Origin of the sequence: Rhodopseudomonas palustris (assembly GCF_007005445.1) — a bacterium.
Lineage (GTDB): Bacteria > Pseudomonadota > Alphaproteobacteria > Rhizobiales > Xanthobacteraceae > Rhodopseudomonas > Rhodopseudomonas palustris_G.
In genome coordinates this window covers 170,970-191,368 of sequence record NZ_CP041387.1, presented here as the reverse complement: position 1 = coordinate 191,368, position 20,399 = coordinate 170,970, and the positions used below count along the sequence as shown (strand labels likewise).

The 20,399-nt window shown below is 65.8% G+C and carries 24 protein-coding genes; 14 read left to right on the top strand and 10 right to left on the bottom strand.

The genetic code is table 11. From position 1 onward, the window contains the following. The 3 genes from FLL57_RS00890 (at position 1) to FLL57_RS00880 (ending at position 2,663) form a co-directional block, all read left to right on the top strand. Complete coding sequence (locus tag FLL57_RS00890) at positions 1-660, top strand: thiamine phosphate synthase (RefSeq protein ID WP_013500885.1); 660 nt, start codon at positions 1-3, stop codon at positions 658-660. 16 nt (positions 661-676) lie between these two features. Continuing rightward, entirely contained in the window at positions 677-1,771 is a 1,095-nt protein-coding gene (locus FLL57_RS00885; RefSeq protein WP_142881885.1) for a tetratricopeptide repeat protein, read from the top strand. A 103-nt stretch (positions 1,772-1,874) separates the two neighbouring features. Then, the gene (locus tag FLL57_RS00880; RefSeq protein WP_013500883.1) at positions 1,875-2,663 is read left to right on the top strand and encodes an inositol monophosphatase family protein; all 789 of its coding nucleotides are present in this window, start codon (positions 1,875-1,877) and stop codon (positions 2,661-2,663) included. A 364-nt stretch (positions 2,664-3,027) separates the two neighbouring features. On the opposite strand, the gene FLL57_RS00875 is transcribed toward FLL57_RS00880, so the two are convergent. The 3 genes from FLL57_RS00875 to ubiT form a co-directional block, all read right to left on the bottom strand. Next, positions 3,028-3,948 carry a U32 family peptidase gene (locus FLL57_RS00875; RefSeq protein ID WP_013500882.1) on the bottom strand — a complete coding sequence of 307 codons (921 nt, stop codon included), beginning with the start codon at positions 3,946-3,948 and terminating at the stop codon, positions 3,028-3,030. A gap of 68 nt (positions 3,949-4,016) precedes the next feature. Continuing rightward, positions 4,017-4,994, bottom strand: coding sequence for a ubiquinone anaerobic biosynthesis protein UbiU (gene ubiU / locus FLL57_RS00870; RefSeq protein WP_013500881.1), 978 nt, complete (start codon positions 4,992-4,994; stop codon positions 4,017-4,019). Positions 4,995-4,997: 3 nt separating this feature from the next. Further along, entirely contained in the window at positions 4,998-5,543 is a 546-nt protein-coding gene (ubiT, locus tag FLL57_RS00865; RefSeq protein WP_041807083.1) for a ubiquinone anaerobic biosynthesis accessory factor UbiT, read from the bottom strand. 115 nt (positions 5,544-5,658) lie between these two features. On the opposite strand from ubiT, the gene FLL57_RS00860 reads away from it, so the two are divergent. Both FLL57_RS00860 and FLL57_RS00855 read left to right on the top strand, forming a co-directional pair. Next, complete coding sequence (locus FLL57_RS00860; RefSeq protein ID WP_013500879.1) at positions 5,659-7,197, top strand: UbiD family decarboxylase; 1,539 nt, start codon at positions 5,659-5,661, stop codon at positions 7,195-7,197. After that, complete coding sequence (locus FLL57_RS00855) at positions 7,194-7,796, top strand: UbiX family flavin prenyltransferase (RefSeq protein WP_013500878.1); 603 nt, start codon at positions 7,194-7,196, stop codon at positions 7,794-7,796. Before FLL57_RS00860 ends, FLL57_RS00855 begins: the two co-directional genes overlap by 4 nt. Before the next feature lie 218 nt (positions 7,797-8,014). On the opposite strand, the gene FLL57_RS00850 is transcribed toward FLL57_RS00855, so the two are convergent. Further along, entirely contained in the window at positions 8,015-8,593 is a 579-nt protein-coding gene (locus FLL57_RS00850) for a hypothetical protein (protein WP_013500877.1), read from the bottom strand. 78 nt (positions 8,594-8,671) lie between these two features. Here FLL57_RS00850 and FLL57_RS00845 point away from each other — a divergent pair, with 78 nt between their 5' ends. Next, positions 8,672-9,250: a DUF2975 domain-containing protein gene (locus FLL57_RS00845; RefSeq protein WP_142881883.1), complete on the top strand. Its 579-nt coding sequence runs from the start codon at positions 8,672-8,674 to the stop codon at positions 9,248-9,250. 3 nt (positions 9,251-9,253) lie between these two features. Next, positions 9,254-9,463 (top strand): helix-turn-helix domain-containing protein, encoded by a 210-nt coding sequence (locus FLL57_RS00840; protein ID WP_013500875.1) that lies wholly within the window; start codon positions 9,254-9,256, stop codon positions 9,461-9,463. Between the two features lie 86 nt (positions 9,464-9,549). Here FLL57_RS00840 and FLL57_RS00835 read toward each other — a convergent pair whose 3' ends face one another. The 3 genes from FLL57_RS00835 to FLL57_RS00820 form a co-directional block, all read right to left on the bottom strand. Beyond that, positions 9,550-9,750 (bottom strand): hypothetical protein, encoded by a 201-nt coding sequence (locus tag FLL57_RS00835; RefSeq protein ID WP_013500874.1) that lies wholly within the window; start codon positions 9,748-9,750, stop codon positions 9,550-9,552. 559 nt (positions 9,751-10,309) lie between these two features. Next, positions 10,310-11,335: an SAM-dependent methyltransferase gene (locus tag FLL57_RS00825; RefSeq protein WP_142881882.1), complete on the bottom strand. Its 1,026-nt coding sequence runs from the start codon at positions 11,333-11,335 to the stop codon at positions 10,310-10,312. Further along, on the bottom strand, positions 11,332-12,159 hold the full coding sequence (locus FLL57_RS00820; protein ID WP_433962606.1) for a DUF1295 domain-containing protein: 828 nt from the start codon (positions 12,157-12,159) through the stop codon (positions 11,332-11,334). Before FLL57_RS00820 ends, FLL57_RS00825 begins: the two co-directional genes overlap by 4 nt. A gap of 181 nt (positions 12,160-12,340) precedes the next feature. Between FLL57_RS00820 and FLL57_RS00815 the strand changes: the two genes are divergently transcribed. The 5 genes from FLL57_RS00815 (at position 12,341) to FLL57_RS00795 (ending at position 15,511) form a co-directional block, all read left to right on the top strand. Further along, positions 12,341-13,339, top strand: a complete 999-nt coding sequence (locus FLL57_RS00815; protein WP_142881881.1) for a flagellar motor protein MotA — start codon at positions 12,341-12,343, stop codon at positions 13,337-13,339. Continuing rightward, entirely contained in the window at positions 13,339-14,364 is a 1,026-nt protein-coding gene (locus FLL57_RS00810) for a peptidoglycan -binding protein (RefSeq protein WP_142881880.1), read from the top strand. Before FLL57_RS00815 ends, FLL57_RS00810 begins: the two co-directional genes overlap by 1 nt. 148 nt (positions 14,365-14,512) lie before the next feature. After that, positions 14,513-14,956: a GNAT family N-acetyltransferase gene (locus tag FLL57_RS00805; RefSeq protein WP_142881879.1), complete on the top strand. Its 444-nt coding sequence runs from the start codon at positions 14,513-14,515 to the stop codon at positions 14,954-14,956. 37 nt (positions 14,957-14,993) lie between these two features. Continuing rightward, entirely contained in the window at positions 14,994-15,221 is a 228-nt protein-coding gene (locus FLL57_RS00800) for a hypothetical protein (RefSeq protein WP_013500867.1), read from the top strand. Next, on the top strand, positions 15,218-15,511 hold the full coding sequence (locus FLL57_RS00795) for a type II toxin-antitoxin system RelE/ParE family toxin (RefSeq protein WP_013500866.1): 294 nt from the start codon (positions 15,218-15,220) through the stop codon (positions 15,509-15,511). The genes FLL57_RS00800 and FLL57_RS00795 overlap by 4 nt, the downstream gene beginning before the upstream one ends. An 8-nt stretch (positions 15,512-15,519) precedes the next feature. On the opposite strand, the gene FLL57_RS00790 is transcribed toward FLL57_RS00795, so the two are convergent. After that, a complete protein-coding gene (locus tag FLL57_RS00790; protein ID WP_013500865.1) occupies positions 15,520-17,424 on the bottom strand; it encodes an ABC transporter transmembrane domain-containing protein in 1,905 nt (634 codons plus the stop codon). Positions 17,425-17,622: 198 nt separating this feature from the next. Between FLL57_RS00790 and rpmE the strand changes: the two genes are divergently transcribed. Then, positions 17,623-17,850, top strand: a complete 228-nt coding sequence (rpmE, locus tag FLL57_RS00785) for a 50S ribosomal protein L31 (RefSeq protein ID WP_011156453.1) — start codon at positions 17,623-17,625, stop codon at positions 17,848-17,850. A 202-nt stretch (positions 17,851-18,052) separates the two neighbouring features. Here rpmE and FLL57_RS00780 read toward each other — a convergent pair whose 3' ends face one another. Both FLL57_RS00780 and FLL57_RS00775 read right to left on the bottom strand, forming a co-directional pair. After that, complete coding sequence (locus FLL57_RS00780) at positions 18,053-18,562, bottom strand: DUF1465 family protein (RefSeq protein WP_013500864.1); 510 nt, start codon at positions 18,560-18,562, stop codon at positions 18,053-18,055. A gap of 418 nt (positions 18,563-18,980) precedes the next feature. Further along, on the bottom strand, positions 18,981-19,172 hold the full coding sequence (locus FLL57_RS00775; RefSeq protein WP_013500863.1) for a DUF1192 domain-containing protein: 192 nt from the start codon (positions 19,170-19,172) through the stop codon (positions 18,981-18,983). A 112-nt stretch (positions 19,173-19,284) separates the two neighbouring features. Here FLL57_RS00775 and FLL57_RS00770 point away from each other — a divergent pair, with 112 nt between their 5' ends. Then, the gene (locus tag FLL57_RS00770; RefSeq protein WP_013500862.1) at positions 19,285-20,283 is read left to right on the top strand and encodes an NAD(P)H-quinone oxidoreductase; all 999 of its coding nucleotides are present in this window, start codon (positions 19,285-19,287) and stop codon (positions 20,281-20,283) included. The last annotated feature ends 116 nt before the right edge of the window (positions 20,284-20,399 follow it).

Below are 20,399 nucleotides of genomic sequence, written 5' to 3'. Positions count from 1 at the left end.
ATGAACGCCAAGCCTGCTCCATCGCGTCCGGCGCCGCGCCTGTATTTGGCGACGCCGGTGACTGCCGATCCCGCCGCCCTGGTCGCGGCCCTGCCGAAGCTGCTCGCCGCCGCCGATATCGCGGCGGTGCTGCTGCGGCTGGAGCCGTCCGATCCGCGAACCCTGACGTCGCGGATCAAGGCGGTGGCGCCGGTGGTGCAGGCAGGCGGCGGGGCGCTGCTGGTCGAGGGCCACGCCGATCTGGTGGCGCGCGGCGGCGCCGATGGGGCGCATCTGTCCGGCCTCCAGGCGATGCAGGAATGGCTACCGCAATTGCAGCCGTCCCGCATCGCCGGGGTCGGCGGACTGGAAACCCGCCATGATTCGATGATCGCCGGCGAAGCCGGAGCCGACTACGTGCTGTTCGGTGAGCCCGGCGCCGACGGAACCCGGCCTTCGGCCGAGGCGATTGCCGAGCGCCTGGACTGGTGGGCAGAATTGTTCGAGCCGCCTTGCGTCGGCTATGCGACCAGCCGCGACGACGTCCATCAATTCGCCACAGCGGGTGCCGATTTCGTGCTGGTGGGCGACTTCATCTGGAGCGCCGACGATCCCACGGCCGCGCTGGCGGACGCCGGCGAAGCGCTGCGCCAAGGCTTCGCTGCCGCCCCCCGGCAATGACACATTGGATTCGATGATGAAGGCGCTGCGCGCGTTCGCGATTGTTGCGGCTTCGTTGCTGCTTGCCACCGGCGCGGCGGCGCAAGTCTCGCTGTCGCCGCCGTCCGGGCCCAACCCGTTCCCAAAGCCGCTGGAGCCGGAAAAGCCGAAGCCCAGGCCGCCGGCACCGGCCAAGGCACCCGCCACCGAGGCGAAGGACAAGGCCAAGAAGCCGGCCGACAAACCCGACGCCAAGGCCAGTCCTGAGGGTGGCGGCGCGACCGCGGCCGAGGATCCCAACGTCGATCTGGTGTACGGCGCCTATCAGCGCGGCTTCTACAAGACCGCGTTCGAGCTGGCGCAGAAGCGTGCCGCCGACAACGACGCCAAGGCCATGACCATGCTGGGCGAGCTTTACGCCAACGCCCTCGGGGTCAAGCGCGACTACAAGAAAGCCGTCGAATGGTACGCGCGCGCCGCCGATCTCGGCGATCGCGAGGGAATGTTTGCGCTGGCGATGGCCCGCATGGGCGGCCGCGGCGGTCCGCCGAACCGCGAAGAGGCCGCCAAATGGCTGGCGCAGGCCGCCAAGCTCGGCGAGCCGAAGGCTGCCTACAATCTGGCGCTGCTGTATCTCGACGGCCAGACCTTCCCGCAGGACGTCAAGCGCGCCGCCGAATTGCTCAGGATGTCTGCCGACGCCGGCAATCCGGAAGCCCAATACGCGCTCGCGACCTTCTATAAGGAAGGTACCGGGGTGACAAAGAACATCGAACAGTCGGTGCGGCTGCTGCAGGCCGCCGCGCTCGCCGGCAACGTCCCGGCCCAGGTCGAATATGCCATCGCGCTGTACAACGGCACCGGCACTCCGAAGAACGAACCGGCCGCGGTGGCGCTGCTGCGCAAGGCCGCACGCGCCAACAACCCGATCGCCCAGAACCGCCTCGCCCACGTTCTGGTCACCGGACAGGGCGCGCCGCGCGACATCAACGAGGCGATGAAATGGCATCTGGTCGCCAAGACCGCCGGTAAGGGCGATCTCTTGCTCGACCAGACACTGGCGCAGATGTCGGCCGAGGACCGCGCCAAGGCCGAAGAAGCGGCGCGCACCTGGATCGGCGGCAGCAAATGATCCGGGGTTGACGCCGCCCGCCGCAAAGGGCACCCCTTGCGGCCGCAAACTCCACACATCCCCTTCCGACCAGACCGTTTTCAGGTCGTCACGAGACCAGACCATGATCCATTCCGCCCTCATCAACGTCATGGTCAAGGCCGCGCGCCGCGCCGGCCGCAGCCTCAAGCGCGACTTCGGCGAGATCGAGAATCTCCAGGTCTCGCTGAAGGGCCCGGCGAACTTCGTGTCACGCGCCGACAAGCGGGCCGAGGAGATGCTGTACGAGGATCTGACGAAGGCGCGGCCGGGCTACGGCTTCCTCGGCGAAGAAGGCGGCACGCGCGAAGGCGCCGACAAGAGCCATCGCTGGATCGTCGACCCGCTCGACGGCACCACCAACTTCCTGCACGGCATCCCGCACTTTGCGATTTCGATCGGTCTCGAGCGCGAGGGGACGATGATCGCAGGCCTGATCTACAATCCGGCCAATGAGGAGCTGTACATCGCCGAGCGCGGCAAGGGCGCGTTCCTCAACGATACGCGGCTGCGCGTCGCCAATCGCCGCGAACTCCACGACTGTGTCATCGGCTGCGGCCTGCCGCATATCGGCCGCGGCGACTTCGCGCAGAACCAGCGCGAGATGGTGGCGCTGCAGCCGAAGGTCGCGGGCCTGCGCCGCATGGGCACCGCCTCACTCGATCTCGCCGCAGTCGCGGCCGGCCGGTTCGACGGCTTCTGGGAACGCAACCTGTCGCCCTGGGACATCGCGGCCGGCATCGTGATGATCCGCGAGGCCGGCGGCACCGTCGGCGACATCAACGGCGGCGACGTGCTCAAGACCGGCGACATTGTGTGCGGCAACGAGACCATCCACGCCGAACTCGCGCGGATCCTGAAGCCGCTGACCTGAAGCGCTGAGCAGACGCTGATCGCAGACGGCTACCCCTGAACGGTCGTTATCGCCGGGCTCGACCCGGCGATCCATCTTCTTCACATGATGCTGTTGAGCGCGCTGACGTACGCGATGGATGCGCGGGCCCTCGCCGCGCCGAAGGGGCTGCGGCCCCGCAGGCGGGTCAAGCCCAAGCATGACGTGGAAGCGTGGTGCTCCGCATTGCCACACCAAGGGTCGTCATCGCCCGCGCAGGCGGGCGATCCAGTATTCCAGAGCTTTGCTTCACGGATCAGCGCACCGCCGTACTGGACCCTCCGCTTGCGCGGAGGGTGACGGTTATTTGTGCCGCGAGGCGCCGAACCTCAACTAGTCCGCGTGCTTACGCCGCCGGCACGATCCGCCGGACGTCACCGCTGTCGGTGACGAACGCCGCACCCGGCTTGGAGAACAGGAAGCCGTTGGACTTCTTCAGCGGGTAGAGCTGGTCGAGCTTCTGCGCGCCTTCGGCCACTGCGATCTTGCCGTCGATCACGTCGCGATACAGCTTGGCGACCGCCACCATGTCGCACTGCTGCGGCGACAGCCGCATCGAGGAGACGCCGGCGTCCTTCAGTTTGTCGATATCTCCGAGCAGGCTGGCGCAGGTGTAGGACAGCGTCTGCACGCCGTTCATCGCCAGGAACGGCTCGTCATCGAGCGTCGTCACGGCGAGACCGTCGGGGTCCTGCTCGCAGACGAATTTGCAGTTGTCCTTGGCGAGCTTGTTGAGCCGGGCGTGATAGCAGCGCGCCGAGATCGCCAGCGGCACTCGGCCGAACGAGAACACCTCGAACGACACATTGGGCAGCGACTTGGCGATGCTGCGGATCGCCGACAGCGGCAGCTCCGGCGGCAGGCAGATCCGGCTGGCGCCACGCGAGGCGAAATACGCAGCGGTCGACTCGTTGTAGATGTTCACGAACGGACCGATGGCGTGGGATTTGCCGCCGAGCATGCCGAGGCAAGAGAGGTCGTTGACCTCCATCATGAAGCCGTCGTCGTCGGCGAGCTCGGCCATCGCCTTGCGCTCGCGCGGCAGCGACATCAGCACCAGCGAGCCCATCAGCACTTTCTTGCCGGCGCCGGCAAGGCGTTCGACCACCGCCGGGATGTGCTCCTCGAGGAACGGCTGACGCTTCGAACACACCACCTCGCCGACCACGACGGTGTCGACCGGCGCTTCGTCGGCGATGCGGAAATAGAAGTCGCGCCACTCTTCCGGCTTCCAGTTGAACAGCACCGGTCCAAGCGTGAGTTGCATGGGAGTAGCCTCGCTGTGGGTGGTTCGCGAAAAATCACTCGGCGCCGACGGGCGTCGGCGCCACGCTGTCAGCGCCAGGTCTTTTTGTAGGCGCCGGTGGTGGTGGACTGGCCTTCGGTGAGGCCGCGCAGCGCGTCGACCGGCAACGGCCGTCCGTCGTCGAGCGCAGCGAGCACGTCCTTGAAGGTCTTCACCACCCGCTCGATATAGGCTCGGCCGCGCTGGCGGCCTTCGATCTTCAACGCCGCGACGCCGGCGGCGCGCAGGTCCGGCAGCATCGTGGTGGCATCGAGACTGGCCGGGTCTTCGAACAGATAGCCGCAGCCTTCGTCGGTCTGGTAGCGGCCCTTGCACAGCGTCGGATAAGCCGCAGCCTCGCCCTTGGCGAATTTGTTGATGGTGAAATCACCGAGCCGCGACACCAGCGACCCGTTCTCTTCGCGATACTGGATCGAGGCGGCCGGGGAGCAGACACCGTCCATGTTCGGCGACTTGCCGGTGGCGTAGGACGACAGCGAGCAGCGCCCCTCTTCCATCACGCACAGGCCGCCGAAAATGAAGACCTCGGTCTCGACCTTCACCTCTTTGGTGATTGCGGCGATTTCCTGGACGCTGAGCACGCGCGGCAGCACCACGCGCTGCGCGTTGAAGCTGTCGACATAGAACCGAATCGAATCCGGATTGGCGGCCGCCGCCTGCACCGAGACGTGCAACCGCTGCTCCGGATGGGTCTTGGCGCAATAATCCATCACGCCGACGTCGGCGAGGATCACCGCATCGGCCTCCGCTTCGACCGCGTCGTCGACCGCGCGCTGCCACAGCTCGACATTGCCGGCGCGCGCGAAGGTGTTGATCGCGACCAGCACCTTGGTGCCGTAGCGATGCGCGTGTGCGATCGACTCCCGCATCTCCTCGCGGCTGAAGTTCAGCCCGGGGAAGTTGCGCGCGTTGGTTTCGTCGTTGAAGCCGCAATAGATCGCATCGGCACCTGCGGCGACGGCATCGTGCAGCGCCGCCGGCGTACCAGCGGGACAGATCAGTTCCATGCTCTAACCTCCGCCTCCGACACCCAGCTCTTCGCGATAGCCGGGTTGCGCGCCGACCAGGCTGCGCAAGATCCGTTCGATCGGCGCCGCCAGCGGGCCGAACCACGCCACCGACTCTTTCAGGAAGTCGACGCGGGAATCGTCGATCGCATTGCGCAGCGCGACCACCGCTTCCATGTCGCCGTCGATTTCGATGTCGCGTGAGAAGAACAGCGCGTCGCCGTCATAGGAGCCGTCGGTCATACCGATCAGCGCCGACAGCGGCCCCGCGATCCGCGCATGGATATTGGTCGGCAGCGTACGCACCACCGTGACCCGCGGATTCATCCGACGCGGTTCGAGCACGAACGCAATCGGCAGATCGGTCGGCGCGAGGCCGTAGCGCTTGCCGGTGTGCGGACCGAGGCGATCGAAGATCCGGGGATGGCGCGCGCGAATTTCGCGCAAGCAGATTCCGAGCAGCACCTGCAGCGGCAACAGCGGCAACACCCGCGTCGCGAGGGCAAGCGGCACGGGCATCCTGGAGACGGATGAATTGGATACCGACATGGGCCACCTTATCGTGAACAACCCGCGTAACCCGGCCCTGACGGTACTTCTTTGCGCCTGATCAAAGACAGGGGCGATGGCAGGTGCTGACCAGTTGTCTCCGCAGGGAGACATCATGCTGAACCGCGTCAAACCGCCGTTCCCGGATTTGCGGGCGTTCAGCGCCTATCTCGAATCCCGCGGACAATTGCAGCGCATCCGCAAGCCGGTGTCGGTCGTTCACGACCTCACCGAGATTCATCGTCGCGTGCTGCATGCCGGCGGTCCCGCGCTTCTGATCGAAAACCCGATCAAGGCCGACGGCAGGCCGTCGGAGATGCCGATCCTGGTCAATCTGTTCGGCACGGTCGAACGAGTGGCCTGGGGCCTCGGCATCCTGCCGGAGAATCTGTCGCGGCTCGGCGAAGCGCTCGCCGAGATGCGCGAACCTGCCCCGCCGCAGAGCCTGACCGACGCTTTGAGCAAGCTGCCGATGGCCAAAGCTGCGCTGGCGATGCGGCCGAAGCTGGCGAAATCGGCGCCCGTGCAGGAGGTCGTGCTGACCGGCGATGCGGTCGATCTCGGCCGGCTGCCGGTGCAGATCCCGTGGCCGGGTGAGCCGGCGCCGCTGATCACCTGGGGGCTGGTCTTCACCAAGCCGCCGCCCGACGCGCACGGCACCGACAATGTCGGCGTCTACCGGATGCAGGTGCTGGGCAAGGACCGCCTCATCATGCGCTGGCTGGCGCATCGCGGCGGCGCCAAGCATCACCACCAGTGGAAAGCCGAGAAGCGCGAGATGCCGGTCGCGATCGTGATCGGCGCCGATCCGTCGATGATTCTCTCCGCAGTGCTGCCGCTGCCGGAGACGGTGTCGGAGATCAAATTCGCCGGCCTGCTCGGCGGCGAGCGGCCAAGCCTGATCCCGTGCCAGACCATTCCGCTCAGCGTGCCGGCCGACGCCGAGATCGTGCTCGAAGGCTTCGTGTCGCCGACCGAGACCGCGCCGGAGGGGCCGTATGGCGACCACACCGGTTATTACAATGCGGTCGAGGAATTCCCGGTGATGCGGATCACCGCCATCACCATGCGGCGGCATCCGATCTATCTGTCGACCTATACGGGACGGCCGCCGGACGAACCGTCCCGGCTCGGCGAAGCCTTCAATGACGTGTTCCTCCCGGTCGCGCGACGGCAATTCCCTGAGATCGTCGATCTGTGGCTGCCGCCGGAGGCCTGCTCCTATCGGATCGCGGTCGCCTCGATCAAGAAGCGCTACCCCGGCCAGGCGCGGCGGCTGATGATGGGGCTGTGGTCGATGCTGCCGCAGTTCAGCTACACCAAGCTGTTGATCATCGTCGACGACGACGTCGATGTCCGCGACTGGGCCGACGTGATGTGGGCGGTTTCGACGCGGTGCGACACCTCTCGCGACATGGTGTCGATCAGCGACACCCCGATCGATTATCTCGACTTCGCCTCGCCGAAATCCGGACTCGGCGGTAAGCTCGGCATCGACGCCACCAACAAGATCGGCACCGAAACCGAGCGCGAGTGGGGCAAGGTGCTGGAGATGGACAAGGACGTGATCGCGCGGGTCGATGCGATGTGGACGAGCCTCGGGCTGTCGCCGGAACATCAGCCGGCGGCCGGGCAGCGCCGACTGATCCGATGAGCACGCAGCACCGCATCGTGGTCGGCATCAGCGGCGCCTCGGGCGCCGCGGTGGGGCTGCGGGTGGTCGAACTGCTGGCCTCGGTCGATTGCGAAGTGCATCTGGTGGTGTCGAAAGCCGCAAGGCGGACCATCGCCTACGAGGTCGGCCCCAACGCGCTCGATCACGCCGCCGACCTGGTGCATCGCTTTCACAAGATCGACGATGTCGGCGCCTGCATCGCCTCCGGCTCGTTCCGCACCTCCGGCATGATCGTGGCGCCGTGCTCGATCCGCACCCTGTCGGCGATCGCGCATGGCGATCTCGACAATCTATTGGTACGCTCCGCCGACGTGCAGCTCAAGGAGCGGCGCCGGCTGGTGCTGATGCTGCGCGAGACGCCGCTGCATCTCGGCCATATCCGCAGCATGGCGCAGGCGACCGAGATCGGCGCCATCGTGGCGCCGCTGTCGCCGGCGTTCTATCAGCGGCCGCGCTCGATCGCGGAAATGATCGACCACATGGCGCTGCGCGCAATCGGATTGCTCGGATTGCACGATCTGGAGCTGGCCGCGCCGGAATGGTCCGACGACACGCCGCCGACCTGCCCGAAGAATTGAGCTGCATCATTCGATGCACTGCCTGCTCCTTCTCCCCGCGCGCGGGGAGAAGGGTGGGATGAGGGGACGTTTCCACGCCGCCGAGCGCGGATGTCGGTCATCTGGACTTACGAACTCACAGGTCGAGACGCTCGGACTCGCGGAGACGCCCCCTCACCCGCCCGGCTTCGCCGGTCGACCTCTCCCCGCGCGCGGGGAGAGGTTGGGCCGCCCGCGCGTTAGCCGCAAAGCGGAATCCGTTCAGGGACGGCCTCTTTCGGCACGTCCTTGCGCAGGTCGACGTCGCGCGTCAGCGGGAAGAAGTCGCCGGCGTGTTCGGTCTTCAGATAGGTCGTGATCAGCGTCTTTGCCGGCAGCGTGCCGGTGCGGCACGCTTCGGCGCCGACCCCGATCGTCAGCGAGCCGCGCTCGCCCTTCGCCTTGTAGGCGGCCATCTCGTCACGAACGGCGAGCAGCCGCGGCACGTCCGCGGGTACAATCCGGAAAGCATAGATCATGGTGTCGCTCGTCACTTCACCCGCCAGCGACAGCAATTCGCCGGGATCGTCCAGATCGGCCAGCACAAACGCCTGCTCGCGTTTCTCCGCGCCGACCGCCACGGTGACGCGCAGCGTCACGCGGCGCGGGCGCAGGCCCTGCGGCAGCCGCACCGCAATGCGCAGCGCCGCCGGATCTGTTGCCGACAGATCGGTGCGCGCGAGCTTGACCATCGAGGTGACCGGAACGGAGCTGCAGGCGGCCAGGGCGCCGAGCGCCATGGCGGCGGCAGCGAATTTGAACGAGGCGGGGAAGCGCATGACGCTCATCCTATCTTGACGATGATAAATTATCGTTTTACGATAATTTCATCTCGAAATAGATGATGGAGCTTCCCGATGCAAGCACGAACATCCGCCGGCGCCGCGCTTGGATTGGCTGATCCAGCCGCCGCCAGACTCGTACGACTGTCACGGGCGATGGGATGGGTGACCACGATTGGAATCGTGCTGATCGGCGCGCTGGTCGGCGCCGCGTTCGTGGTGCCGAGCTGGGCACGCAATCTGCTGCTGGCGAAGCTCGGCGAAGTTGGCAATCAGTTGCCGCTCGACGCCGGCAATCAGGCGCTGGCGGCGATCATCATCGCCGTGCCGATTGCTGTGATGCTGTGGGGGCTGTTGAACGTGCGAGCGCTGTTCGCCGAGTTCGCCCGCGGCCAGGTCTTCACCGCCACAGCCGCAACCCACCTGCAGCGCTTCGGCATCGCGGTGCTGGCGCAGGGCGCGCTCGGCCCGATCACGGCAACTGCGTTGGCGCTCGCGCTGTCGCTCGGCAACCCGCCCGGGCAGCGGCTGCTGGTGCTGACCTTCTTGAGCAACGATTACGTCTCGGTGATCGTCGGTGGCGTACTGATCGCAGTCGCGGCGGTGATGCGCGAGGCGGCACGACTTGCCGATGAAAACGCGAGCTTCGTCTAGTCGATGGCGATCGTGGTCAATCTCGACGTGATGCTGGCGCGGCGCAAGATGCGTTCGAAGGAACTCGCCGAGCGCATCGGCATCACCGAGCAGAACGTCTCGCTTCTGAAGTCAGGCAAGGTGAAGGGCATTCGCTTCGAGACGCTGGAGCGGATCTGCGCCGCGCTCGACTGCCAGCCCGGCGACATCCTCGAATACGTCGCCGACGAATAGAAAAAGCCGGCATCCGCTGAGCGCGGACGCCGGCTTTCGGAATGTTCGACGCTGCGCCACTGGCGTTGCAGGCGCAGAACGTCCAATCAGGCCGTGACGGCCTGCGACGTGCGCGTTTGCTCGTGCGGCCGCCAGTCTTCGGCCGCATCATCCCAGTAATGCGCGTCGTCGAAGCGCTTCCAGTGCGCGTTCTGCGCCACGACCTCACGGCCGCCGATGATCAAGGCCACCAGACCGATCAGGCCGACCAGCCCGTAGATCGCTGCGATCAATGCAACAATGGTCAAGGCTCTTTCCTCACTGTTTGCGATGAGCACCCGTTAGGCTCGACGGCGGGTGCGCCCGTCTTGAACGCGAGACTCGGCTCGTAGAACTCAGTTAGCCCAGGCGAACCAGCCGCTACGCTTCGCAGGCTGCTTCGCCGTCACCACCGGAGCCGGCGGCTGCGGTTGGGCCCGCTGGGTCGCCTTTCGCCACAGATCGTCAACGACGAGATACGCTATCAACGCAGGGCCGACGGCGCACGTCAGGAACAACACGAGCGATCCGACAGAATCCAAAAACACGTCACACCTCCTGCTTTCGTCGAAGGCAAAACTAGGGAAAGTACCGCTACCCGCATTGCGCCGGATCAATTTTGCCGTGGCGGCGAGGGAACCAAGAACCGATTAGTTCCATGTAGTTAGCTGTTTCTTAAGCGGGATTTTGCGGCCCCGGATGACGCAGAAACGCTGTAGTTCACTGTGTTGTGAATTGGAGCGGCCGAGTTGCGCTGCAACGGACGCGCGAGCCACTGAGGTTTGCACCATGAGCAGAGCGACAACAGGTCGCGCCCTTGCGGAGCCGTCAAGCCGGCTTCAGACGGTAGTGGCTGACGCCCCATTCGTCGCCGTCGGCGTAGCCGAACAGGCCCGAGGTGGCGAGGAAGAGCCAGCGCCAACGCTGCATCCACAACGCGGTGTCGTCGCCGTACACCGGCCGCAGAATGGTTTCGATCTCGCCCCGGTGCTTGTCGAAATTGATCAGCCAGTCGTCCGCCGTGCGCTGGTAGTGACGGCCGCTCCAGCGCCATTGCTCGTCGATCTTGAACAGATCGGCATACTGCTGGATCAGCCGATGGCTCGGCATCACTCCGCCGGCGAAGAAATGCCGTGCGATCCAGTCGGCACGGTCGGCGCTGTCGAACAAGTAAGCACCGCGGCGGTGGCTGAAGACGTGCATGAAGAACGACCCGTCCGGCTTCAGCCCGCCCCGGATCCAGCCCATCAGCTTGCGCCAGTTCATCATGTGCTCGAACATCTCGACCGAAACCACCCGGTCGAACTTCTCGTGCGGCTCGAACACGTTCATGTCGCTGGTCACGACGCGCAGATTCATCAGCCGCCGCGCCGCGGTCTCGCGTTCGATGTACTCGCGCTGCGACACCGAGTTCGACACCGACACGATCCGCGCATGGGGAAACTGCTCGGCCATCGCCAGCGACAGCGAGCCCCAGCCGCAGCCGAGTTCGAGAATCGACTGGCCGTCACGCAGGTCGGCGTGCTCGATCGTCAGCCGCAACGCCTCCGCCTCGGCCTGCGCCAAGTCGGTTTCGTCATCGCGATAGAAGCACGACGAGTACTTGCGGTGCGGCCCGAGCACCTTGCCGAAGAACACCGCCGGCACCTCATAGTGCTGAGCATTGGCCGCATCGGTATGCTCGGCGACCGCGCGTGCGGCCATCGCCTGCGCGAGCGCGGCGTCAGTCGCCGGATTGCCGCGCGACATCTTCGCGGCGGTCCGCGCGCACAGCGCCCGGATGCCGAGGCGGATCACAGCATCCGGCAGCGGCACCCGCTCGGCGATGTCGATCAGCGAGGCGAGCGCGTTCATGATGCGCCGGAGCGCCGCGGTGGCAGCGGAAAGAACATCGAGGTTCGGGCCTGGTAGTCACGGTAGCGGTCGCCGCGCGATTTCAGCATCTGCTCCTCGAGCGGCGGAATGCCGGTGACGTACACCAGGATCCAGTACATGAACAGCGGTGCCAGCAGCGCCGCGTAGCCCCAGAGGTACGACAGCGGCTCGGCGAACGGAATCGCGATCACCGGATAGGCCAGCCAGCCGAACCACTGGAAGAAGTAGTTCGGATGCCGCGACCACCGCCACAAGCCGGCGTCGCAGACCTTGCCCTTGTTGGCCGGATCTTCGCGGAACGCCTTGAGCTGGGAATCGGCCAGCCCTTCGCCGGCGATCCCCACGATCAGGATCAGCGCGCCGACATAGTCCTGCAGCCGCAGGCTGCCGGCCGGCGCATGCGCGGCGACGAAGATCGCGAACACCAGCGGGATGCTGCCGTAGGCCTGATTCTGCAGGAAAAAGAACATCTTCTTCGGCGCGTCGGCACCCCATTGCGCCGCATAGGCGGCGTAGCGCGGATCGTCGGTGACGTGCCGGGTGCGGGCGGCGATGTGCGAACCGAGCCGGGCCGACCACGCCGCGACCAGCACCGCGACCAGCCATTGCCGCGCGTCCGGCGCCGTGCCGTCGACCGGCGCCAGCGACGAGACCGCGCCGGTCAGCCCAAGCGAGAACGTCCAGATGGTGTCGACCCAGCCGGAATTGCCGGTGCGCTGCTGCACCACCCAGGCGCCCGCCATCAGCACCGCCAGCGCCACCGCGATTCCCGCCAGCGCTCCGAGATACACACCTGTCATCATCCACCCGTCGTTCGACTGCCATGCTGAACCGGCAGATACGTCTTGGCCGCGTCGACGTTTCGGATTCGAGTTCCTCGGCCCACGCGGACGCGGATAACCGCCGCGGCGGCTTCCTTCCGGGCCGCGCTGTGCCATATTGGGTGAAACAGCCGCTTCCGGCAAACCGGAGACAGAACCGACGATGGCTTCAGGCCCTTCCCCGCACCGCGCGATGGAGATCGAACTCGACAAGCTGTCGTCGCCGCGAATCTTCCTGGTGCGGATGCTGGTGTTCCTGGTGCTGTGCGCGCTGATCGTGGTGGTGCTGTACAAGCAGATCCTGGCCGCGTTCATGGCCAATCCGGGCCTCAACGGCCTGATCTGCGCGGTGCTGGTGATCGGCATCGTGCTGGCCTTCCGCCAGGTGGTCCGGCTGTATCCCGAGGTCAGTTGGGTCAACAATTTCCGCCTCAACGATCCCGGGCTGGCGCTCGACAGAAGGCCGAGCCTGCTGGCGCCGATGGCGGCGATCCTCGGCGGCGAACGTTCGGGACGGATCGCGATCTCGCCGCAGACGATGCGGCACCTGCTCGACTCGATCGCCACACGGCTGGACGAGGCCCGCGACATCTCTCGCTACATGACCGGGCTCTTGGTGTTCCTCGGCCTGCTCGGCACCTTCTGGGGCCTGATCGAAACCGTCGGCTCGATCGGCGCGGTGATCGGCAGCCTGAAGGTCACCGGCGATGCCGGCTCACTGTTCGACACGCTGAAGGAGGGGCTCGCCGCGCCGCTCGGCGGCATGGGGATTTCGTTCTCGTCGTCACTGTTCGGTCTCGCCGGATCGCTGATCCTCGGCTTTCTCGACCTGCAATCCAGCCAGGCGCAGAATCGGTTCTATACCGACCTCGAAGACTGGCTGGCCTCGGCCGTGCGCGGCCAGACGGGAGACGGCGTGCTCGCCGGCAGCGCGGATCTGCAAGCCGCGCTGGAGCGGCTCCGGCTGACGCTGGAAGACGGCGGCGCCAACCGCGCCACCACCGCCGCGATGGCCAACCTCGCCAACGCGATCCAGAGCCTGGTGGCGCATATGCGCAACGAGCAGCAGATGATCCGCGAATGGGCCGACGCCCAGGGCGAACAGAACCGCGAAATCAAGGAACTGCTGACCGAACTGGTGCGCCAGCCGGAGAAGGGCTGATGGCGCTCGCCCGTGGCCGCCGGCAGGAGTCCGGCTTCAACTACTGGCCCGGCTTCGTCGATGCGCTGTCGACGCTGATCCTCGGCGTCGTGTTCCTGCTCACGGTATTTCTCGTGGTGCAGTTCTTCCTGTCGCAGGAGGTCACCGGCAAGGACAAAGCGCTGGCCGAGCTGAATGCCAGGATCGCGCAGCTCAACGACATCCTGTCGCTCGAGAAGCTCGGCAAGCTCAATCTCGAAGAACAGCTCGCGCAGATGCGCGCGGGATTGTCGGCCGCCGAGAGCGAGCGCGACCGCGTCAAGGGCCTGTATGACGGCCTCGCTGGCGCCGGCAACGACGCCGCCGGCCGCGCCGGCGAACTGAACAAGGCACTGGATTCGGAGAAGCAGATCTCGTCGCGCGCGCTGGCGCAGGTCGAGGTGCTGAACCAGCAGATCGCCGCGCTGCGTCGCCAGCTCGCCGCGCTGGAAGACGCGCTCGACGCATCCGAAAAGCGCGGCAAGGAGTCCCAGAGCAGAATCGCGGACCTCGGCCAGCGCCTGAACGTCGCGCTGGCGCAGCGGGTGCAGGAGCTGTCGCGCTACCGCTCGGAGTTCTTCGGCCGGCTGCGCGCCATCCTCGGCGACCGGCCCGACATCCGCATCGTCGGCGATCGTTTCGTCTTCCAGTCCGAAGTATTCTTCGATACCGGTCAGGCGCTGCTGCTGCCGGAAGGCCGCGCCGAGCTCGACAAGGTCGCCGACGCGCTGAAGGAGCTCGACAAGCAAATCCCGGCCGAGCTGCCCTGGGTGGTGCGGGTCGACGGCCACACCGACAGGCGGCCGATCACAGGTGCGTTCAGGTCGAACTGGGAGTTGTCGAGCGCCCGCGCCATCTCGGTGGTGCAATATCTGATGTCGCGCGGCGTGCCGGCGCAGCGCCTGGTCGCCGCCGGCTTCGCCGAATTCCAGCCACTCGACACCGCCGACACCGAAGACGCCTACAGGCGCAACCGCCGGATCGAACTGAAGCTGACGGAGCGGTGAGGTTGTTCTTGTGGTCGACCCCTCGTTGGTCATTCCGAGGCGCCGCGAAGCGGCGAACCCGGAATCTCGATCGGTGCGCGTGTCAGTTTCCGGGTTCGTGCGCAGCTGCGCTGCGCCCGCCCAGGAATGACGGCACTTGGTGACGGCGATGCCCACCTTCACCCTCCGCCCCTACACCGAAGCCGACGAAGACCCCGCGATCGCGCTGTGGCTGCGGACCTGGCAGCTCGCCTACCCGGCGATCAACTTCACCAAGCGGGTCGATTGGTGGCGCGAGCGCTGGCGCACCGAGCTGGTGCCGCAGGCCGCGATCATCGTCGCCGAACAGAGCGCCGCGCTCATCGGCTTCGTCACCATCGACGCGGCCGGCTATCTCGACCAGCTCGTGGTTGAGCCGGAACATTGGGGCTGGGGTGTCGCTGAGGCGCTGGTCGATGAGGCCAAGCGCCGTTCGCCGACCGAGGTCACGCTCAAGGTCAACGCCGACAACTACCGCGCCATCAAATTCTACCGCCGCAACGGCTTCGCAGTGACCGGCGAGGAGCTCAACAGCTCCGGCCGGCCGGTGCTGAACATGCTGTGGCGTCCCTGAGCTTCCGCAAGCTGCCGAGAATTGCTAGTCTCAGGCGATGACCAAGCTGCTCGATCAGGCGCTGGAAGTGGCCCGCAGTCTTCCTGCCGAACTGCAGGACGACATTGCGCGGGTGGTGCTGCAGCTCACCGGCGACGATAACGTCGTTGTCGAGCTGTCGGACGACGAGCGCGCCGCAATCGAACGCTCGAAAGCCGCGGCCAAGCGCGGAGCCTTCGCTTCCGATGAAGATGTCCGCATGCTTTGGACCAAGTACGACCTGTGAAGGTCCGGTTCACCGAGCCGGCTCTCGCCGATCTCAGTGCCATCCTCGCCTATATTGCCGAACAATCGCCGCACGGCGCAAAGCGTGTCCAAGTGCGAATTCGAAGCGCGATCGAATTGCTTTGCACGCATCCGAGAGTGGGCACGCGGACAGACGACGCAGCGGTCAGGCGTCTGGTCACGACGCCCTATCCGTATCTGATCTTCTACGAGGTCGGCGCAGACGAGATCACCATCCACGCTGTCCGTCATGCCGCGCGAGATCCGAACCTACCCAGCCGTTCGGAGTAAACGCGAACCTACGCCGCCTCGAACTGCAGCTTGGCGAGGCGGGCGTAGAGACCGCCGCGGGCGACGAGTTGGGCGTGGGTGCCCTGCTCGACGATCCGGCCGTGTTCCATCACCACGATGCGGTCGCAAGACAGCACGGTGGCGAGGCGGTGGGCAATCACCAGCGTGGTGCGATGACGCATCAACTGCTGCAACGCAGTCTGCACCAGCACCTCGCTTTCGGCATCGAGCGACGAGGTCGCCTCGTCGAGCAGCAGCAGCGGCGCGTCGCGCAGGATGGCGCGGGCGATGGCAATGCGCTGACGCTGGCCGCCCGACAACGTTACGCCGCGCTCGCCTAGCTTGGTGTCGAAGCCTTCCGGCAGGCGCGAGATGAATTCGGTGGCATGGGCCTGCTGCGCCGCGCGCTCGACATCGAGTTCGTTGGCGTCGTCGCGGCCGAACCGGATATTGTCGCGCGCGGTCGCGGCGAACACCACCGAATCCTGCGGCACCAGCGCGATCCGCTCGCGCACCGCCTGCGGATCGGCGGTGTCGATGGCGACCCCATCGAGCGCGATCTTGCCGGATTTCGGATCGTAGAACCGCAGCAGCAGGTGGAACAGCGTACTCTTGCCGGCCCCGGAAGGTCCGACAATCGCCACCTTCTCGCCGGCCTTGATAGTCAGCGACAGGCCGTCCAGCGCCAGGAAGTCCGGACGAGTCGGATAGGAGAAGCTGACATTGTCGAAAACCACCTCGCCGCGCACCGGCATCGGCAGTGCCTTGGGCTGCGCCGGGGCTGCGATCTCCGGCTTCACCCGCAAAATCTCGAACAGCCGTTCGGCTGCGCCGGAGGCCGCCGAAACTTCGCCCCACACCTCGCTGAGCTGACCGAGGCTGGAGGCGGCAAACACCGCGTACAGGATGAACTGGCCGAGCCTGCCGGGGGTGATGGCGCCGGTGGCGACGTCGTGAGAACCGACCCACAGGATCGCCACCACGCTGGCGAACACGATGAAGATGATGATCGCGGTGAGTAGGGCCCGCGCCGCGGTCGATCGACGCGCCGCATCGTAAGAGTATTCGACAGCGCCGCCGAACCGGGCATTGGCGACCCGCTCGTTGGTATAGGCCTGCACCGTGCGGATCGCCCCGACCAGTTCGGCCGCGTAGGCCGAGGCATCGGCCAGCGTATCCTGCGCGTTGCGCGACAGCCGGCGGACCCAGCGCCCGAACGCCACCAGCGGAATCACGATCAGCGGAATCGCCGCCAGCACGAAGCCGGACAGCCGCGGGCTCGAGATCACCATCATCGAGATCGCGCCGGCGAACAGCAGCATGTTGCGCAGTGCGATCGACACCGAGGCGCCGACCGCCGATTTGATCTGGGTGGTGTCGGCGGTGAGCCGCGAGATCAATTCGCCGCTGCGGGCGGAATCGAAGAACGCCGGCGACAATGCGGTGAGATGCCGGAACACGTCGCGGCGGACGTCGGCGACGATCCGCTCGCCGATCGTCATCACCAGATAGTAGCGGGCGGCGCTGGCGACCGCGAGCACTGCAACGACGCCGAGCATCACGGTGAAGTAACTGTTGATCAACTCGATGCCTTCGGCGCTGAAACCAAAGTCGATCAGCCTGCGAACCGCGATCGGCACCATCAGCGTAGTGACCGCGGCGACGATCAGCGCCATCAGGGCGAGCATCGCGCGACCGCGATAGCGGACCACGTAGGGCGCCAGGGCCAGCAGCGGCTTCAACCGGCTGCGCTTGACGACTGCCGCCACCTCCTCGACCTGGCTGGGGTCGGCGTCCGCCCGCAACGTGCCGGTGCGCGGACCGACGTTCTCAGTCGCCGCGATCGCGTCCAGCGACAGACTGATCGCCGAGGCGTCGGAGTTGGAGCTCTGCGGTTTGTTCGGTGCCGTCATTCGGAACTGCCAAATCGATGGAAAACGCTTCAGGCGGCATCACATAGGCCGCAATCGACGCGGCTTGCAAATCCGGGACACCCCGGTCACCGGATCGTGTGCTGCGCCTTGTGCACGCGGCGCGGCTGGGATATAGAGCCCGGCAAATTCGCCCGAAATCATCGCGATGCAGGCGCCGGCGAGCGCAAGGGATCACCCATGAAGACCGAAATTCACCCGGACTATCATACCATTACCGTCGTCATGACTGACGGAACCGAGTACCAGACGCGGTCGACCTGGGGCAAGGAAGGCGACAAGCTGAACCTCGACATCGACCCGAAGTCGCATCCGGCCTGGACCGGCGGCACTCAGCAGGTGCTCGACCGCGGCGGCCGCGTGTCGCGCTTCCAGAAGAAGTTCTCGGGCTTCCTCAAGAAGGATTGAGCCGGCGCCGGCCTTTCGCCGGCTGCTCGCCGCTTCTTCGAGACCCAATACGACAAACGCTCCGCTCGCGCGGGGCGTTTTGCGTTGGCGTATCAAATGGTTGCAAGCATCGGCGACACTTGGGGACAACCCGCCCCCAAAATGCCAATGGCCGGGACGAACCCGGCCACAGCCACTTCGATTCCGACCGGGGGCCGAGACCTCAGTTCTCGAACGCAGCCTTCAGCATATTGAGCTGCGGCACCAGCGGATTGCCGACCGCAACCGGCTCCGGCGGTGTGTGCATGCTGGAGTCCAGCCGGCGGATCCGGCTCTGCAGGTTCATCGACCGCGCGATCAGCGACTGCAACTGTTCCGGCAACCGCTCGAGCACGTCCGGCGCGCCGGGGTCAGCGGCCGACAGCTTGACCTTGGTCTTTTCGCGGTTGGCCTGAATCAGCGTCATCTCGCCTTCCTTCACCGCCCGGTGCAGCAACAGCCAGGAGGCGAGCTGCATCAAACGGGTGGTCAACCGCATGCTCTCGGTGGCATAGGTCAGACTGACCGCTCGATCGAGCAGCTTGGCTTCGGCGCGCCCCTCGCCGTCGAGATAGGCGGCGGTCTCCTCGACCAGATCCATGCCTTCCCGAAACAGAGCGGTGAACGCAGCCGAACTGGTCAGCCGCTCGCTGAGCACCACCAAGGCGGATTCGCCCTGCGCGACATCGGACATGATCAACGCCTCACACTACCGGGTACTTTGCCGGGTCGCGAAGCTGCGCACCGACTTATGATGAACAAATCATTACGCCGCCTTCGCACGGAGTCCAGCGGACCCGCGCGCAAAGGTTAACGCAGCTTCAGACACAGCATTGTGGCGGTCAATGACCAAAGCGTGACGCCGGCACTGCGGACGATACCGAGGCCAAAAAAGAGCCGCCGTTTCCGGCGGCTTTTAAGTTGATAACAGGGAGGCGTCAAAACAGAGTGGACAGGAGCCACTCGGTCCAAAGATGGACATCCACAGTAATAGGCGGGAAAGCTTAATCGCGCGTAAATGAGCGAATTTGTTTACGCTCGATTTGCCATGACAGCGCCCTTGCGACCGTCCCAGAACGAGACAGGCGCACGGCCTGCTATCAACTTTTCGTTTACGATCTGAAGATGCGATCCGCAGCCTCGCGTGTCGCGCGCTTCATCGTCAGCGCGGTTTCCAGCCGGGCAATCTCGGCTTTCAGCAAAGCGATCCGCGCGTCGAGTTCCTCCACCGACAACAGCGACAAATCCTGTCCGATCTCGTGGCTGGTCTTGGTTCTCGGCTTGTCCTCGTCATCGATCGCCATCTGGTCCTCGCCCGTTCGTGATCCGCTGCGGTTGCCAGCCGAGCTCCGGCTGTCTAATCAACCCGTGTTCCGGCAGATGACACCCACCCGCTCCGCCAGCCAAGGAAAAACCATGGAACCGATCCCTTCGCAAATGACCGTGGTCGGCATCAGCAAGCCGGGCGGCCCCGAGGTTCTGAAACCGGAAACGCGGGACGTGCCGGCTCCGGGCAAGGGGGAACTTCTCGTCAAGGTCGCGGCCGCGGGCGTGAACCGTCCCGACGTGGCACAGCGCTCGGGCTCCTATCCGCCGCCGCCCGGCGCCAGCGACCTTCCTGGGCTGGAGATCGCCGGCACCGTGGTGGCGCTCGGAGACGGTGCCAGCCGGCACAAGCTCGGCGACAAGGTGATGTCGCTGGTGGCCGGCGGCGGCTATGCCGAATACTGCATCGCCCAGGACGCCCAGGCCATCAGGGTGCCGGCGGCCTATTCGATGATCGAAGCCGGCGCCACGCCCGAGACGCTGATGACGGTGTGGCACAACGTGTTCGAGCGCGGCCGGCTGGTATCCGGCGAAACGCTGCTGGTGCACGGCGGCTCGTCGGGGATCGGTACGATGGCGATCCAACTGGCGGTCGCGCGCGGCGCTACTGTGATCACAACGGTCGGCTCGCAAGACAAGGCCGATGCCTGTGTGAAGCTCGGCGCCAGCCGTGCCATCAACTACAAGACCGAGGACTTCGTCGCCGCGGTGAAGGAAGCGACCGGCGGCAAAGGCGCCGATGTGATCCTCGACATGGTCGGCGGCGATTACATCGAACGCAACTACGACGCCGCCGCGATCGACGGCCGCGTCGTGCAGATCGCGTTTCTCGGCGGCGCCAAGGCCAACGTCAACTTCGCCAAGCTGATGACCAAACGGCTGCAGCACACCGGCTCGACGCTGCGGCCGCGCTCCAACGCCGACAAGGCCGCAATGGTCGCGGCGATCGAAGCCGAGGTGATGCCGCTGCTCGACCAGGGCCGGATCAAGCCGTTGATCGACGGCACCTTCGAGCTACGCGACGCCGCCGATGCCCACCGGCGGATGGAAACCAGCCAACATATTGGCAAAATTGTGTTGACCGTGTGAGTGGGGCGAGCCCGAGGCTTGCTGTAAAGTCTATGTTTTCACTCGCTTTCATGTCATCTATCGGTCGCTCACGGTGCGCGGGGCCGCGCCGTTCGGACTGGTGTGAACGCGGAGAA